Consider the following 16188-nt stretch of genomic DNA (forward strand, 5'->3'; position numbering starts at 1 on the left):
GGGTCACGGGGTGTCCGTCGCCTCCGCCAGGTCCAGCGCGGAGGCGATGCGCACCGCCACGTCCTCCGCGTACAGGGCGTCGCCGCGCTCGAACGCGGTCCGGCCGGCGCCGCGCAGGAACGTCACGACGCCGAGCGTGCGGCCCCGGCTGCGCAGCACCGCGCACAGGGCGTACACCGCGTCCGCGGGCCACTGCCGGCTCACGGCCCAGGCGCGCGCCCGCTCGGGCGGCACATCGCCGGCCGCCGCCCGCACCGAGCCTGTGCGTGCCACGCACTGGAGCGCCGGGTGGCCCTCGCCGTAGCGCACGGGCAGGCCGGCCTCGCCGCCCAGCCGGGAGGGGCCCGGGGCTCCCGACGGCGTGACCGCGACCCGGACGAGGCGGACCGGGTCCGCGGTCTCCGAGTCCCGTACAGCGCCTCCCGCGACCCGGTCGATCAGGGCGTGGTCGGCGAAGCCGGCGAGCGCGAAGTCCAGATGGACGGTGGCCGCCTCGGCCGGGTCCTCGCACTCGGCCGCGGCCCGCGCCGCGCGGTGCAGCTGGTTGGTGCGGAACCGCAGGAGGGCCGCCTCCTGCTCGGTCTGCTTGGCCGGGGTGACGTCCTGGAAGAACCAGCCGACGCCGAGCGGCACCGGCTCCTCCGCGAGCGGCGAGGCGAGCCGGACGAACCCGCACCGCCAGCAGCGGCGCCGGTCGCCCTCCGGAGTGCGTACGCTCACCCAGATCTCGGCCGGGGCGGGCGGCGCGCCCTCCGCCAGCACATGGGTGAGGGCGCTCTCCAGCTCCTCCACGCCCTGGGCGAGCACATCGCCGAGCGGCCGGCCGAGCACGGAGGTCCGGCCGATGCCGAGGGCCCGGGCGGCGTGCGCGTTCACCACGGCGGGGCGCAGGTCGGCGTCGACGAGCACCACACCCCAGGACGCGTCCTCGAAGAGCGCCTCGCTCAGCGCGATGGAGCGCTCCAGGTCGATCTGTGTGTGCACCTCGCTGAAGGCGCAGTACACCCCGGCGGGCTCGCCGTCCGGGCCGCGTACGGCGGCCGACTGGGTGCGCACCAGGACCCGGCCGCCGTCCTTGGTCAGCAGCGCGAACTCGTGCACCTGGCGGCCGGGGGCCCGCATGGCGGACATCAGCCGCGCCTCGACCTCCTCGGCGTCCGCCGGGCGCACCGCCCAGCCGGCGAAGCCGTGCCGGCCGACGGCCTCGGCGGCGGTCCAGCCGAGGATGCGCTCCGCCTCGCGGTTCCAGTGCGTGAGGACGCCGTCCGCGTCGAAGGCGCACAGGGCGGCGTCCATCCCGTCCAGTAGGGCGGCCAGCAGATCGGACCCGCCCGCCGAACCCTCGGCACCGGCCGACGACTCGTCCGGACCGTCCCGCTCGGGTTCGTCCGGTCCCAGCTCGTCGGTGGTCCCACTACGCCGGGAAGCACTCACCTGGACCCCCTGCCAAGCCGCGCACGTCGGTACGGCGCGCCGGTTCGCTCACTCACCCTCATCTAACTGGAACGTGACTCAGCACACACCAGGTTCCCGCAAGATTGAAGGAATCGTTGTACCGGTCTCATCCTGCCCCGTCCGGTCGCTCCAGCCGCAGGTCGACCCATACGTCGGCGGCTCCGTCCAGCACATAGCGGTCGGTCTCGGCGAACCCGCGCGCGTACGCGAACCGCAGCCCGTCCTCGTTGACCGCCAGCACACAGGTCTCGACGGCCCGGGCGCCGAGCGCCCGCGCGTGGGCGAGCCCGTCCTCGTAGAGCGCCGTGCCGTACCCGTGGCCCCGGTGGCCGGGGAGCACGCGCGCGATGACCGTCGCGACGCCGTCCTCGCCCCGCGGCGGACGCACGGTGGAGCAGCCGACGAGGACGTCACCGACGTACGCGTTGCACAGGCGGTTGCGCCCTGCGCGCTCGCGCACCTCGTCGAGGCTCAGGGCGGCGGGCGGCACGATCACGTTGTGGACGTGCCGCCACTCCTCCAGCGCCGTCTCGCCGTCCACCGGCACGATCCGCGGCTCCCCGCCGAGGATCGCCCTCCCTGCCCCGCCTCGCTCCGTCATGCGTCGAACGCTAGGTGAGGGGCGGTCGCGGCGTCCAAGGAAAACGTGCGGGAAAAAAGGGGTTGAGCGACGCCGAAGCGGTTCTTAGGGTGGGCTGTACTTCGGAAAGGAGGTGGTTCGGCAGATGTATGCATACCGGACGGAAGAGGTGGCTGCGGGCTAGCGGCCCGTCACCCACCACGTGCGGTGCCGGACCAGCGTGTGAGCGAGACACGCAGCCGGCCAATTCCACGCAGTCACCCGACCCGCGAGCTCGCCGGTACGTCCGGCCGGCTCCCCCGCCACGGCGGAGGGACCAGAGCTCGCGGGTCGCTGCGTGTCCGGGTCGGCCCGCGCCGGCGCTCACGGACTGAGCCGCTCCACCCGCCAGCCGCCGTCCGGCTCCGCCACGTACCGCAGCCGGTCGTGCAGCCGGTTCTCCCGGCCCTGCCAGAACTCGACCGAGCTCGGCGCGATCCGGAAGCCGCCCCAGTGCGGCGGCACCGGCACCTGCTCCCCGCCCTCGGGATAGCGGGCGGCCAGCTCCGCGTACGACGCGTCGAGCTCCGCGCGGGAGGCGATCACGGACGACTGGGCACTGGCCCATGCGCCGAGCCGGGAGCCGTGCGGCCGGGTCCGGAAGTAGGCGGCCGTCTCGTCGCGGCCGGTGCGCCGCGCCACGCCCTGGACGATGACCTGGCGGGCCATGGGGTGCCAGGGGAACAGCAGCGAGACGTACGGGTTCTCGCCGAGGTCGCGGGCCTTGCGCGAGTCGTAGTTGGTGTAGAAGACGAAGCCCCGCTCGTCGAAGTGCTTCAGCAGCACGGTGCGCGAGCTGGGCCGGCCCTCGCCGTCGGCCGTGGACACGATCATGGCGTTCGGTTCGAAGAGGTGGGCCTGTGCGGCGGCCTGCCGGAACCAGCGCGCGAACTGTTCCACCGGACTCGCGGCCAGATCGTGCTCGGCGAGGCCCTCGGCCCGGTAGTGCTTGCGCATCGCGGCCGGGTCGAGTTCGGGCGCCGCGGGATCGAGGGAGGCGTCTGGGTCGGTCACGCGGTCATCTTGCCGTATGAGGGACGCGCCGCCGGGGACGGTGCCCCGGACCGGCTTCCCGGCACCGACGGCGCTCGGACCCGCTCTCGCGGCACCCGCTTCCTGGCACTGAGTGCCGCCAGGCCTCCCCAAGAGTGACACTCGGGGATATCGTTCGGATGTGGTCCGGGCCGGATGACCGCCCGGCGCACGGGGCATCACAGGGATACGCCCCGGACCGCGAGTCCGACGAGGCCCGCCGCACTCGGACGATCCGGGCGACGGGTCCGTGACCGTGGATCCGCCGGGGGCGCGATCCCCTTCTTCACCGGCCGCACGAGTGTCGTCCCACCCACAACACCATCCGTCGCATCCATCACGAGGAGCCGCCTGATGTCCGACTTCGTACCCGGGCTCGAAGGAGTCGTCGCGTTCGAGACGGAGATCGCCGAACCCGACAAGGAGGGCGGCGCGCTCAGGTATCGCGGCGTCGACATCGAGGACCTGGTCGGTCACGTCTCGTTCGGCAACGTCTGGGGGCTGCTCGTCGACGGTGCCTTCCGTCCCGGACTGCCGCCCGCCGAGCCGTTCCCGATCCCCGTGCACTCCGGGGACATCCGTGTCGACGTCCAGTCCGCGCTCGCCATGCTGGCGCCCGTGTGGGGCCTGAAACCGCTCCTGGACATCGACGAGGAGCGGGCCCGCGACGACCTCGCCCGGGCCGCCGTCATGGCGCTGTCCTACGTCGCCCAGTCCGCGCGCGGCCAGGGCCTGCCCATGGTGCCGCAGCGCGAGATCGACAAGGCGCAGTCCGTCGTCGAGCGGTTCATGATCCGCTGGCGCGGCGAGCCCGACCCCAAGCACGTGGCCGCCGTCGACGCCTACTGGACGTCCGCCGCCGAGCACGGCATGAACGCCTCGACCTTCACGGCCCGTGTCATCGCCTCCACCGGCGCCGACGTGGCCGCGGCGCTCTCCGGCGCCGTGGGCGCCATGTCCGGTCCGCTGCACGGCGGGGCGCCCTCCCGGGTGCTGCACATGATCGAGGAGATCGAGCGCACCGGTGACGCCGACGCCTATGTGCGGCAGACCCTGGACCGGGGCGAGCGCCTGATGGGCTTCGGGCACCGCGTCTACCGCGCCGAGGACCCCCGCGCGCGGGTGCTGCGCCGTACCGCGCGGGACCTGGGCGCGCCCCGCTTCGAGGTCGCCGAGGCGCTGGAGAAGGCGGCCCTGGCGGAGCTGCACGCCCGCCGCCCGGACCGGGTGCTGGCGACCAACGTCGAGTTCTGGGCGGCCATCGTGCTGGACTTCGCCGAGGTCCCGGCGCACATGTTCACGTCGATGTTCTCCTGCGCCCGTACGGCGGGCTGGTCCGCGCACATCCTGGAGCAGAAGCGCACCGGCCGTCTCGTCCGCCCCTCCGCGCGCTATGTGGGCCCGGGCCCGCGCGACCCGCGTGACGTCGAGGGCTACGCCGACATCGCGCACTGACCGCCCCGGGAGCCGGCGGGGGGACGGCACCGCCCCCGCCGGCCCCGTCGCGCGGACGGCGCGCGCGGCGCCGGTGATCCACTGCGCCAGTATGCTGGGGCGGCTGCGGCACCCCCAGTCATCCCCCTTGCCTTCGGGGTGAGTTGTGGCCGCGGCGACCCACACGTCCCCCGGCATGAGGATGGGAACAGGTGCTGATAGCGGGCCGCTACCGGCTGATCGAGTCGATCGGGCGCGGTGGCATGGGGGAGGTCTGGCGGGCCTACGACCAGACGCTGGACCGGCAGGTGGCCGTCAAGCTGCTGCTGCCCCAGGACTCCGACCCGACCGCCGCCTCCCGGTTCCGCCTGGAGGCCCGGACCGCGTCGCGGATCGACCATCCGAACGTCGTGGGCGTCCGCGACTTCGGCGAGCACGACAACCAGCTCTATCTGGTGATGGAGCTGGTCGAGGGCGACAGCCTGGCCCGGGTGCTCACCCAGTCCGGCGCCCAGCCCGCCGACCGCGTGGCCCGGATGGCCGCGCAGGCCGCCGCCGGGCTCGCCGCGGCGCACCGGCAGGGCGTCGTCCACCGGGACATCAAGCCCGGCAATCTGCTGCTGGACGCCGACGGCACCCTCAAGATCGGCGACTTCGGCATCGCCCGCTTCCTCGACGACCCGGGCGCCGCGCTCACCGCCACCGGGCAGATCGTCGGCACCAGCCTCTACCTCGCCCCGGAGCGGGCGCTGGGCAAGCCCGCGGGGCCCGCCTCGGACGTCTACGCGCTGGGCTGTGTGCTGTACCAGATGCTCACCGGGCGCCCGCCGTTCAACGCCGACACGGCCGTCGCCATCCTGCACCAGCATCTGGACGCCGCGCCGGTCCCGCCGCGCGAGCTGGGTGTCTCCGGGCTCCCGCCCGCCTTCGAGAACTATCTGCTGGGCCTGCTCGCCAAGGACCCCGAGCACCGGCCGGGCGCCCAGCAGGCCGCCGACTGGTTCGCCGCCGGCGCCTGGCAGGGCCGCCCCGAGCCGCTGCCGGAGCCGGCCGCGCCGTCCGCCCGCCGCCCCGCGCCGGCCGCACCGGCCCCGGCGGCCCGGCACGGGGGCACGAGCGGCCCGACGACGTACATGCTGCCCTCGGCGCAGGCGGCCCCCGAGCCGCGTCCCCGGACCAACCGGGCCGCCGCCCGCCCGCGTTCGCGCTCCGGGTCGGGGTCCCGGGGCCGTTCCGCGCCCCCGGCCGCGTTCGGCCCCCGGCGGATCGCCGCGACGGCCGCGGGCGCGCTGCTGTTCGTGGCCGCGATGCTGCTCGGCATGATGTGGTTCGCGCCGGACGACACCGGCGGCTCCGGGACGACGTCGGAGGCGCCACCGACCACGGACGCCTCGGACCCGGCGACCGTCCCCAGCCCGGCCGCCGCCCAGGACGACGACGAGGACGGGGACGACTGAGGCGCGGCGCCGCTCAGCCCAGGGCCTCGTCCAGCAGCCGGGCCCACTGCGCCACGACCCGGGCCCGCCGCCCGGTGTCGTCGGTGAGCAGATTGGCCAGGCCCAGGCCGCGGGCCATGTCGAGCAGGCCCTGCACGGTCTCGCGGACGCCTGGCCGCGACTCGTCGGCGTCCAGCAGGTCCACGGCGATGCGATGGGTCTCCCGGCCGACGCGGGCCTCCAGCTCGGTCACCCGGGGCCGCAGCTGCTCCTCGTCGGACGCGGCCACCCACAGATGCAGTGCCGCGCGGAACAGCGGACCGGTGTAGAGGTCGACCAGGGCGGCCACCACCGCGTGCCGGTCGGCGCCGCCCTCGGGGAAGAGGGCGCGCAGGGCGAGGGAGCGCTCCTCGGCGACGTACTCGACGGCCGCCGTGAACAGGTCCTCGCGGGTCGGGAAGTGGTGCTGGGCGGCGCCCCGGGAGACGCCGGCCCGTTCGGCCACGACGGAGACCGTGGAGCCCGCCCAGCCGTGTTCGGCGAGGCAGGCCACGGCGGCCTCCAGGAGCCGCTGGCGGGTGACGCGGCTGCGGTCCTGCTTGGGCACGCGGTCCACCCGGTCGCCGGCCGTGCTCACACCACCCATTCGGGATCCCGTCTTTCGAGGAAGGCCGTCATCCCCTCACGGGCGTCGGAGGAGGCGAACAGCCGGGCCGAGAGCGCGGTCAGTCCGGCCGCGTCCCGGTCGAAGGTTTCCAGCACCTTAGCCGCGAGCAGCGCTTTCGTCTCGGCGAGGGCCTGGGGGGCGGCCCTGCGCAGGCCGTCCAGGACGGGTTCCAGTACGGCGTCCACGTCGTCGCCCTCGGCCGTGAGCAGGCCGATCCGGGCCGCCTCGGGGGCGGTGAACCGCTCCCCGGTGAGGTAGTAGCGGGCCACGGCGCGGGGGTCCGCTCGGGGCAGCACCGGCAGCGAGATCACCGCCGGGGCCACCCCGATGCGGACCTCCGTGAACGCGAAGGTGGCGGTGCGGGCGGCGGCCGCGATGTCGCAGGCCGCGAGGAGCCCGAGGCCGCCCGCGCGGACATGGCCGGTGACGCGGGCGACGACGGGTTTCGGCAGGGCGACGATCCCCCGCAGCAGCGCCACCAGCGCGTCCGGGTCCGGCGGGTCCCGCAGGTCGGCGCCCGCGCAGAAGGTGTTCCCGGTGTGGGTGAGCACGACCGCGCGCACCTCGGGGTCCTTGGCGCACTCCTCCAGGGCGTCCGCCAGCTCGCCCACGAGGGCCGCCGACAGCGCGTTGCGGGTGTCGGGGGAGTCGAGGCTCAAGGTGTGCACACCGCGCGCGTGGGCGCGGCCGACCATCGTCATGCGCTCTCCTTCGGCGTCCGCAGTTCGCGGCGCAGGATCTTGCCGGAGGCGGCCCGCGGGACGCCGTCGATGAAGGTGACCCGGCGCACCCGCTTGTAGGGGGCGACGCGTTCGGCGACGTACATCATGACGTCGCCCTCGGTCAGCTCCGGCGCGGACGGCTGGCGGACCACGAAGGCGTGCGGGACCTCGTTGCCCTCGTCGTTGTAGTGGCCGATCACGGCCGCGTCCGCGATGCCGGGGTGGGTGAGCAGCAGCGCCTCCAGTTCGGCGGGGGCCACCTGGAAGCCCTTGTACTTGATGAGCTCCTTGACCCGGTCGACCACGAACAGCCAGCCGTCGGAGTCGACATGACCGACGTCACCGGTGTGCAGCCAGCCGTCGGCGTCGATCATCGCGGCGGTGGCGTCGGGCCGGCCCAGATAGCCCTTCATGACCTGGGGTCCGCGGATCAGGATCTCGCCGGACTCGCCGACGCCGAGGTCCTTGTCCGGGTCGTCGAGGGAGACGATGCGCATCTCGGTCCCGGCGATGAGCTTGCCGACGGTCCCGGGCGGCGCGTCGGCCATGGCGCCCAGCGGGACGACATGGGTGCCGGGCGACAGCTCGGTCATGCCGTACGCCTGGCCGACCGGCGGCAGGCCGAGCCGCTGGGAGCAGGTGGCGGCGAGCCCCGCGTCCAGGGGCGCGGCGGCGCTGACGATGTGCTCCAGCGACGACAGGTCGTGCTCGGCGACCAGGGGGTGCTTGGCGAGGGCCAGCACGATGGGCGGGGCCACGTAGAGGCCGGTGATGCGGTGGTTCTGGATGGCGGCGAGGAACGTCTCCAGGTCGAAGCGGGGCAGGACGACGACCGTGGCGCCGACCCGCAGGGGAGCGTTCATCAGCGCGGTGAGGCCGTAGATGTGGAAGAACGGCAGCACGGCGAGGATGCGGTCGCCGGGCCCGGCCGGGATCGCCGGTTCCAGCTGGGCGAGGTTGGTGGCGATCTGGCGGTGGGTGAGCATCACGCCCTTGGGGATGCCGGTGGTGCCGGAGGAGTACGGCAGGGCCGCGACGTCCTCCGCCGGGTCGATGGCGACCTGCGGCTCGGGGGCGGTGGAGCCGAGCATGTCGATCAGCGACCGGTGTCCGGGCGCGCTGTCGCACACGAAGATCTCCCGGACGCCGCCCGCGAGTTCGGCGGCCCGGCGCGCCGACTCCAGCAGTGGCGACACGGTGACGATCCACCGGGCCGCGCTGTCCTCGAGCTGCTTGGCGAACTCCTCGGGGGTGGCGAGCGGGTGCACCGTGGTGACGGCGGCACCCGCGCGGGTGGCCGCGTAGAACGCGGTGGGGAAGGCGACCGTGTTCGGGCTGTGCAGGGCGAGCACGTCGCCCTTGCGCACGCCCGCCTCGGCCAGCCCGGCGGCGACCCGCCGGTGGAAGCGGTCGAGCTGTTCGTAGCTGAGGGTGGTGCCGTCGGTGCCGTCGATCAGCGCGGGGGCGTCCCCGAACTCGGCGGCCCGGCCCAGCACCGCCTCGTGGATGGGGAGTTCGACGGCCGGGACGTCTGCGTACTCGCTGCGGAACACGGTTCCTCCTCGCGACACGGTGCCGGTCGGCTGCCGGTCAGTACGACTTGGGCAGACCCAGGGTCTGGTGGGAGACGTAGTTGAGAATCATCTCCCGGCTCACCGGGGCAATACGAGACACGCGCGCCGCGGTTATCAACGAGGCGAGGCCGAATTCCCGTGTGAGGCCGTTGCCGCCGAGGGTGTGCACGGACTGGTCGACGGCCTTCACACAGGCCTCCCCCGCCGCGTACTTGGCCATGTTGGCGGCCTCACCGGCGCCGACGTCGTCCCCGGCGTCGTACAGGTACGCCGCCTTCTGCATCATCAGGCGGGCCATCTCCAGGTCGATGTGCGCCTGCGCGAGGGGGTGGGCGATGGCCTGGTGGGCTCCGATGGGCGTCTTCCACACCGTACGGTCGCGGGCGTACTCGATGGCGCGGGCCAGCGCGAAGCGGCCCATGCCGATGCCGAAGGCGGCCGTCATGATGCGTTCGGGGTTGAGGCCGGCGAACAGCTGGAGCAGACCGGCGTCCTCTCCCCCACTGCCGAAAGCGTGGGAGGGGCCCCCACCCACGAGCGCGTCGGCGGGCAGCCGCACATCGTCCAGGGTCAGCTCGAACTGCTTCTCCACCGCGCTGAGTTCCATGTCGATCTGCCGTCGCCCGAAGCCCTCGGTGTCGCGCGGGACGATGAACAGGCACGGCTTGAGCTTGCCGGTGCGGGCGTCCTCGGTGCGGCCGACGATGAGGGTCGCGTCCGTGATGTCGACGCCGGAGACGAAGACCTTGCGCCCGTTGAGGATCCAGTCGCCGGAGTCGGGGTCGCGGCGGGCGGTGGTGGTGATCCGGTGGCTGTTGGACCCGGCGTCCGGCTCGGTGATGCCGAAGGCCATGGTCAGGGAGCCGTCGGCGAGGCCGGGCAGCCAGTGCCGCTTCTGCTCCTCGGTGCCGAAGCGGGCGATGACCGTGCCGCAGATCGCCGGGGAGACGACCATCAGCAGCAGCGGGCAGCCCGCCGCACCCAACTCCTCGAGAACTATGGAGAGTTCGGATATGCCGCCGCCTCCGCCGCCATACTCCTCGGGCAGGTTGACGCCCAGGTAGCCGAGCTTGGCCGCCTCCGCCCACAGGGTCTCCCGGTCGTATGCGCGGCCGTGGCGTTTGCCCAGGGCGGCCACGGCGGCCCGCAGGGCCTTGTGTTCCTCGGTCTCGATCATGGCCATGTGACTCCTTCGTCGTGGCTGACCGTGCAGTGGGGGCCGTCAGCCGGACGGCTGGACGACCGCCAGGAGCGCGCCGACGGACACCTGCTGTCCGGGGGCGGCGTGCAGGGCGGTGAGCGTGCCCGCGGCCGGTGCGGTGATCCTGTGCTCCATCTTCATCGCCTCCAGCCAGAGCAGCGGCTGGCCGGCCGCCACGGCCGACCCCTCCGCCAGGCCGTCGGCGACCCGGACGACCGTCCCCGGCATCGGGGCCACCAGGGACCCCGGGGCGAGCTGTGCCGTGGGGTCGGGGAAGCGGGGCAGCGCGGTGAGCCGGGTGCCGTTCACCTGCACCTCGTCGCCGTACCGCGCGACCTCGAAGGTCCGCCGTACGCCGTCGGCCTCGAGGACGACCCGGTGCGCGTCGGCGTGCAGGACCCGCACCCCGTCGGCCTGGGGGCCGGTGCGGGTGTGCCGGTAGCGCACCTCGTGCTCCTCCTCACCGACGGCGTACCGCTTGACCTGCGGCTGGGAGGGGACGTTGCGGAAGCCGCCGAACCGGGAGCGGCCGTGCGCGTCGGCGAGCGCGGCGGCCAGCGGGGCGTACGGGTCCGGGGCCGGGGCGGTCAGCCCGGCGAGGTGACGGTCGTAGAAGCCGGTGTCCATCCGGGCGCCCGTGAACTCCTCGTGGCGCAGGGACCGTACGAGCAGGCCCCGGTTGGTGACCGGGCCGTGGACCGTGGCGCGCTCCAGGGCGCCGGCGAGCCTGCGGACGGCCTCCGCGCGGGTGGGCGCGTGGGCGATCACCTTGGCGAGCATCGGGTCGTAGTGGACGCCGATCCCGTCGCCGTCGGTGAAGCCGGTGTCCAGGCGGACGCCGCCGGGGACGGCGAGCCGGTGCAGGGTGCCGGTCTGCGGGGCCCAGTCGCGGGCCGGGTCCTCGGCGTACAGACGGGCCTCGACGGCGTGCCCGCGCGCGGGCGGCGGCTCGGGGTCCAGGGCGTGGCCCTCGGCGATCCGCAGCTGCTCCGCGACCAGGTCGACGCCGAACACCATCTCGGTCACCGGGTGTTCGACCTGGAGCCGGGTGTTCATCTCCAGGAAGTGCGCGGTGTCGCCGGCGACCAGGAACTCGACCGTGCCGGCGCCCACATAGTCGACGGCGCGGGCGGCCCGGACCGCGAGGGCGTGCAGCTCGGCGGTGAGCGCGTCGGAGAGCCCGGGGGCCGGGGACTCCTCGATCACCTTCTGGTGCCGGCGCTGCAGCGAGCAGTCCCGGGTGCCGAGCGCCCACACCGTGCCATGGGTGTCGGCGAGGATCTGCACCTCGACATGGCGACCGCGCTCGACGTACGGCTCGACGAACACCTCGCCGTCACCGAAGGCGCTCGCGGCCTCCGCGCGGGCGCTCGCGAGCGCCGCGTCGAGCTCGTCGAGGCGGCGCACGATCCGCATCCCGCGCCCGCCGCCGCCCGCCGCGGCCTTCACCAGCACGGGCAGGTCGGCCTCCGTGACCGCGCCGAGCGGGGCGAGGCCCATCAGCTCCTTGGCCCGCGTCTTGGATGCCATCGCCTCGATGGCCTCCGGCGGCGGCCCGATCCAGACGAGGCCGGCGTCGAGGACGGCCCGCGCGAAGCCCGCGTTCTCGGAGAGGAACCCGTACCCGGGGTGCACGGCGTCGGCGCCGGCGGTCAGCGCCGCCTTCACGATCAGCGCGCCGTCCAGATACGTCTCGGAGGGCGCCGCCCCGGGCAGCCGTACGGCGGTGTCGGCCTCCCGGGTGTGCAGGGCGTTCGCGTCGGCGTCGGAGTACACGGCGACCGTGCGGACGCCGAGGTCACGGCAGGTGCGGAAGACCCGGCAGGCGATCTCGCCCCGGTTGGCGACGAGGACAGAAGTGATCACTGGTGGTTCCCTCACATCCGGAAGACGCCGAAGCCGCCGCGCGCGCCCTCGTAGGGCGCGGTGTGCACGGCGGACAGGCACAGGCCGAGGACGGTGCGGGTGTCGCGGGGGTCGATGACGCCGTCGTCGTACAGCCGCCCGGACAGGAACATCGGCAGCGACTCGGACTCGATCTGCTGCTCCACCATGGCCCGCAGCGCGGCGTCCGCCTCGTCGTCGTACGGCTGCCCCTTCGCGGCCGCCGACTGCCGGGCGACGATCGACAGCACCCCGGCGAGCTGCTGGGGGCCCATCACCGCCGACTTGGCGCTCGGCCAGGCGAACAGGAAGCGCGGGTCGTAGGCCCGGCCGCACATGCCGTAGTGCCCGGCGCCGTAGGAGGCACCCATGAGCACGGACAGGTGCGGGACGCGGGAGTTGGAGACCGCGTTGATCATCATGGCGCCGTGCTTGATGATGCCGCCCTGCTCGTACTCCCGGCCGACCATGTAGCCGGTGGTGTTGTGCAGGAACAGCAGCGGGATGTCGCGCTGGTTGGCGAGCTGGATGAACTGGGCGGCCTTCTGCGACTCCTCGCTGAACAGCACGCCCTGGGCGTTGGCGAGGATGCCGACCGGGTAGCCGTGCAGGCTCGCCCAGCCGGTCACCAGGCTGGTCCCGTACAGCGGCTTGAACTCGTCGAAGTCGGAGCCGTCGACGATCCGGGCGACGACCTCGCGCGGGTCGAACGGGGTCTTCAGATCGCCGGGGACGATGCCGAGGAGTTCCTCCGGGTCGTACTTGGGCGGCTCGGCGGGGCCCGGATCCGGGTACGCCTTCCGGTGGTTGAGCCGGGCGACCACGCGCCGGGCCTGCCGCAGGGCGTCCGGTTCGTCGACGGCGAAGTAGTCCGCGAGGCCCGACACGCGCGCGTGCATCTCGGCGCCGCCCAGCGACTCGTCGTCGCTCTCCTCGCCGGTCGCCATCTTCACCAGGGGCGGGCCGCCGAGGAACACCTTGGCGCGCTCCTTGACCATGATCACGTGGTCGGACATGCCGGGTACGTAGGCGCCGCCCGCCGTCGAGTTGCCGAAGACGACGGCGACGGTGGGGATGCCGGCCGCCGACAGCCGGGTCAGGTCCCGGAAGATGGCGCCGCCCGGGATGAAGATCTCCTTCTGGGAGGGCAGGTCGGCGCCGCCGGACTCCACGAGGTTGATCACGGGCAGCCGGTTGGCGAGCGCGATGTCGTTGGCGCGCAGCGCCTTCTTCAGCGACCACGGGTTGCTCGCGCCGCCGCGCACGGTCGGGTCGTTGGCGGTGATCAGGCACTCGACGCCCTCGACCACGCCGATCCCGGTGACGAGGGAGGCGCCGACCGTGTAGTCGCTGCCCCAGGCGGCCAGCGGGGACAGCTCCAGGAAGGGGGTGTCGGGGTCGAGGAGCAGCTCGATGCGTTCGCGGGCGAGCAGCTTGCCGCGCCCCCGGTGCCGCTGGACGTACTTCTCGCCGCCGCCCGCGAGGGCCTTGGCGTGCTCGGCGTCCAGCTCGGCCAGCTTGGCGAGCATGGCGTCCCGGTTGTCCCGGTGGTCGGGGCTCGTGGGGTCCAGGGTGGTGGGCAGGACGGTCACAGCAGACTCTCCGGGATGTCGAGGTGGCGGCTGCGCAGCCATTCGCCGAGGGCCTTGGCCTGCGGGTCGAAGCGGTGCTGGGCGGCGACGCCCTCGCCGAGGATGCCCTCGACGACGAAGTTCAGGGCGCGCAGCCGCGGCAGGACGTGCCGGGTCAGCCCCAGCTCACGGCTCTCCGGGATCAGTTCGCGGAACCGGTCCACGGTGAGCTCGTGCGCGAGCCAGCGCCAGGCCTCGTCGGTGCGGGCCCAGACGCCGACGTTGGCGTCCCCGCCCTTGTCGCCGCTGCGGGCGCCCACGACCAGGCCGAGCGGGGCACGCCGGGTGGGCCCGGCGGGCAGGGGCTCGGGCAGCGGCGGCTCGGGGACGGCGTCGAGCACGGCCGTCTCGTGGGGCTGGGGCACGCTGATCCGGCGTCCGTCATGGAGGACGGCCACATGGTCGACGGCACCATGGGGGACGTACACACCCTCGAACACCCCATAGGGCGTGCCCTTTCCGGGTGGTGCGAGCACATGGAAGCCGGGGTAGCTGGCGAGGGCCAGCTCGATCGCGGCCCCGCTGAGCGCCCGTCCGACGTTCTCCTGGGACGGGTCCCGCACGACCAGCCGGAGCAGGGCGCTCGCCGTCTCCTGGGTCGGCGCGTCGGGCCGGTCGGTGCGGACCAGGTCCCAGCGCACCTCGGCGGGCCGGGACTTGGCGAGCGCGTCCTCCATCTGCCGCCGTACGAGCGCCGCCTTGGCCTCGACGTCCAGTCCGGTGAGCACGAAGACGACCTCGTTGCGGAAGCCGCCGAGACGGTTGACGCCGACCTTGAGGTCGGGCGGCGGGGCCTCGCCGCGCACCCCGTCGATCCGCACCCGGTCGGGCCCGTCCTGGGTGAGCCGTACGGTGTCCAGCCGGGCGGTGACGTCGGGTCCCGGATAGCGGGCGCCCGCCGTCTCGTAGACCAGCTGGGCGGTGACCGTGCCGACGTCGACCAGCCCGCCGGTGCCGGGGTGCTTGGTGACGACGCAGTGGCCGTCCTCGTGCAGCTCGGCGAGGGGGAAGCCGGGGCGGGTCGCGGCGGCCGTGTCGAAGAACGCGTAGTTGCCGCCGGTGGCCTGTGCCCCGCACTCCAGCACATGTCCGGCGACCACGGCGCCGGCGAGCCGGTCGTGGTCGCCGGGCCCCCAGCCGAAGTGGGCGGCGGCGGGCCCGGTCACCAGGGCCGCGTCGGTCACCCGCCCGGTGACCACGACGTCCGCGCCCTCCCGGAGACAGGCGGCGATCCCGAAGCCGCCGAGGTAGGCGTGGGCGGCGAGGCTGCCGGGGTGGCGGTCCGCCACATCGTCGCCCTCCACATGGGCGACACGCACAGGGACACCGAGCCGCTCCGCGAGGGCCCGTACGGCGTCGGCGAGCCCGGCCGGGTTGAGTCCGCCCGCGTTGGCGACGATCTTCACGCCCCGCTCGTGGGCGAGCCCGAGGCACTCCTCGAGCTGCCGCAGAAAGGTGCGGGCGTATCCGGCATGGGGGTCCTTCAGCCGGTCGCGGCCGAGGATCAGCATGGTCAGCTCGGCGAGGTAGTCACCGGTGAGGACGTCGAGGTCGCCGCCGGTCAGCATCTCGCGCATGGCCTCGAAGCGGTCGCCGTAGAAGCCGGAGGCGTTGCCGATCCGCAGCGGCCGCGCGGCCGCCGTCACCGGGCGCCCTCCGCCTTCGTACTCTCTCCCTTCGGACGGCGCCCCGCACCGGGCGGGCCCGCGAAGACCTGGGCGATGTCGAACCAGCGGTCGGCGTCGGCACCTTCGGCCCGCAGGTCCAGGTCGGAGCGGTGGGCGCGCTGGGTGACCAGCCGGCAGAAGTCGACGGCGCTCCCGGTGACCCGCTGGTCGGCGTCCTCGGGACCGTACGTCCACAGCTCGCCGGACGGGGCGGTCAGTTCGATGCGGAACGGCTCGAACGGTACCGGCAGCCCATGGATGGTGAAGGCGAAGTCACGGGTGCGCACCCCGATCCACACCACATGCCGCAGCCGGTCGGTGGGTGGCCGCACCACACCGAGGGCGTCGGCGATGTCCAGTCCATGGGCCCAGGTCTCCATGAGCCGGGCCGTGGCCATGGAGGCCGCCGACATGGGCGGGCCGTACCAGGGGAGCTTGCCTCCCCGGGGTGCCGCGCGCAGCGCCCTGTCCAGGGCCACCCTGCCGTCCCGCCAGCGTGCCAGCAGCTCGTCGGGCGGCAGCGCGGCCCCCTCCTCGGCCCCGTCGTCGACGAAGGAGCCCGGTGCCACCAGCGCCTTCTCCACCAGGGTGTGGAAGGCGTCCATGTCGGTCGCGGCCAGCAGCGCCGAGTGGTCCGTCCAGGCGAGATGCGCGATCTGGTGGGCGACGGTCCAGCCGGGCGCGGGGGTGGCGAGCGCCCACTGCGCGGGGCTCAACCCGGCCACCAGCCGGTCGAGTTCCTCGCTCTCCTCGCGCAGGTCGTCGAACACGGGCGTCGGATCGGACACGGGACGCTCCCCTCGGGGCACGGCGGTGTGCGGCGTGCTGAGGAGCATGGCAGCGCCGGATAAAACAAGCAAGCGTGC

The 16188-nt window shown here is 73.9% G+C and carries 13 protein-coding genes; 2 read left to right on the top strand and 11 right to left on the bottom strand.

From position 1 onward, the window contains the following. Positions 1-3: 3 nt before the first annotated feature. From KBY32_RS20530 to pdxH, 3 genes are all read right to left on the bottom strand, one after another. Entirely contained in the window at positions 4-1434 is a 1431-nt protein-coding gene (locus KBY32_RS20530; RefSeq protein WP_210981109.1) for a PAS domain-containing protein, read from the bottom strand. A 127-nt stretch (positions 1435-1561) separates the two neighbouring features. Beyond that, positions 1562-2056, bottom strand: coding sequence for a GNAT family N-acetyltransferase (locus tag KBY32_RS20535; protein WP_210981110.1), 495 nt, complete (start codon positions 2054-2056; stop codon positions 1562-1564). 342 nt (positions 2057-2398) lie between these two features. Further along, positions 2399-3031 carry a pyridoxamine 5'-phosphate oxidase gene (gene pdxH / locus KBY32_RS20540; RefSeq protein ID WP_055623691.1) on the bottom strand — a complete coding sequence of 211 codons (633 nt, stop codon included), beginning with the start codon at positions 3029-3031 and terminating at the stop codon, positions 2399-2401. 429 nt (positions 3032-3460) lie between these two features. Here pdxH and KBY32_RS20545 point away from each other — a divergent pair, with 429 nt between their 5' ends. Both KBY32_RS20545 and KBY32_RS20550 read left to right on the top strand, forming a co-directional pair. Further along, positions 3461-4561: a citrate synthase 2 gene (locus KBY32_RS20545; protein WP_055623635.1), complete on the top strand. Its 1101-nt coding sequence runs from the start codon at positions 3461-3463 to the stop codon at positions 4559-4561. Positions 4562-4752: 191 nt separating this feature from the next. After that, positions 4753-5997 carry a serine/threonine-protein kinase gene (locus tag KBY32_RS20550; RefSeq protein ID WP_210981111.1) on the top strand — a complete coding sequence of 415 codons (1245 nt, stop codon included), beginning with the start codon at positions 4753-4755 and terminating at the stop codon, positions 5995-5997. A 13-nt stretch (positions 5998-6010) separates the two neighbouring features. Here the strand turns inward: KBY32_RS20550 and KBY32_RS20555 are convergent, their stop codons facing one another. From KBY32_RS20555 to KBY32_RS20590, 8 genes are all read right to left on the bottom strand, one after another. Continuing rightward, positions 6011-6622, bottom strand: coding sequence for a TetR/AcrR family transcriptional regulator (locus KBY32_RS20555; RefSeq protein ID WP_055623637.1), 612 nt, complete (start codon positions 6620-6622; stop codon positions 6011-6013). Then, positions 6610-7344, bottom strand: a complete 735-nt coding sequence (locus KBY32_RS20560) for an enoyl-CoA hydratase family protein (protein WP_210981112.1) — start codon at positions 7342-7344, stop codon at positions 6610-6612. The genes KBY32_RS20555 and KBY32_RS20560 overlap by 13 nt, the downstream gene beginning before the upstream one ends. After that, positions 7341-8918, bottom strand: a complete 1578-nt coding sequence (locus KBY32_RS20565; protein ID WP_210981113.1) for a 4-coumarate--CoA ligase family protein — start codon at positions 8916-8918, stop codon at positions 7341-7343. Before KBY32_RS20565 ends, KBY32_RS20560 begins: the two co-directional genes overlap by 4 nt. A 37-nt stretch (positions 8919-8955) precedes the next feature. Beyond that, on the bottom strand, positions 8956-10122 hold the full coding sequence (locus KBY32_RS20570; RefSeq protein ID WP_055623640.1) for an acyl-CoA dehydrogenase family protein: 1167 nt from the start codon (positions 10120-10122) through the stop codon (positions 8956-8958). Positions 10123-10161: 39 nt separating this feature from the next. After that, positions 10162-12006: a biotin carboxylase N-terminal domain-containing protein gene (locus tag KBY32_RS20575; RefSeq protein WP_210981114.1), complete on the bottom strand. Its 1845-nt coding sequence runs from the start codon at positions 12004-12006 to the stop codon at positions 10162-10164. Positions 12007-12017: 11 nt separating this feature from the next. Then, positions 12018-13616, bottom strand: coding sequence for an acyl-CoA carboxylase subunit beta (locus KBY32_RS20580; protein WP_210981115.1), 1599 nt, complete (start codon positions 13614-13616; stop codon positions 12018-12020). Further along, a complete protein-coding gene (locus KBY32_RS20585; RefSeq protein ID WP_247689783.1) occupies positions 13613-15232 on the bottom strand; it encodes an acyclic terpene utilization AtuA family protein in 1620 nt (539 codons plus the stop codon). The genes KBY32_RS20580 and KBY32_RS20585 overlap by 4 nt, the downstream gene beginning before the upstream one ends. Before the next feature lie 65 nt (positions 15233-15297). Next, a complete protein-coding gene (locus KBY32_RS20590; protein WP_210981117.1) occupies positions 15298-16110 on the bottom strand; it encodes a TIGR03084 family metal-binding protein in 813 nt (270 codons plus the stop codon). Positions 16111-16188: the final 78 nt, after the last annotated feature.

This window comes from Streptomyces sp. RK62 (genome assembly GCF_018070255.1).
GTDB classification, from domain to species: Bacteria; Actinomycetota; Actinomycetes; order Streptomycetales; family Streptomycetaceae; genus Streptomyces; species Streptomyces nigra.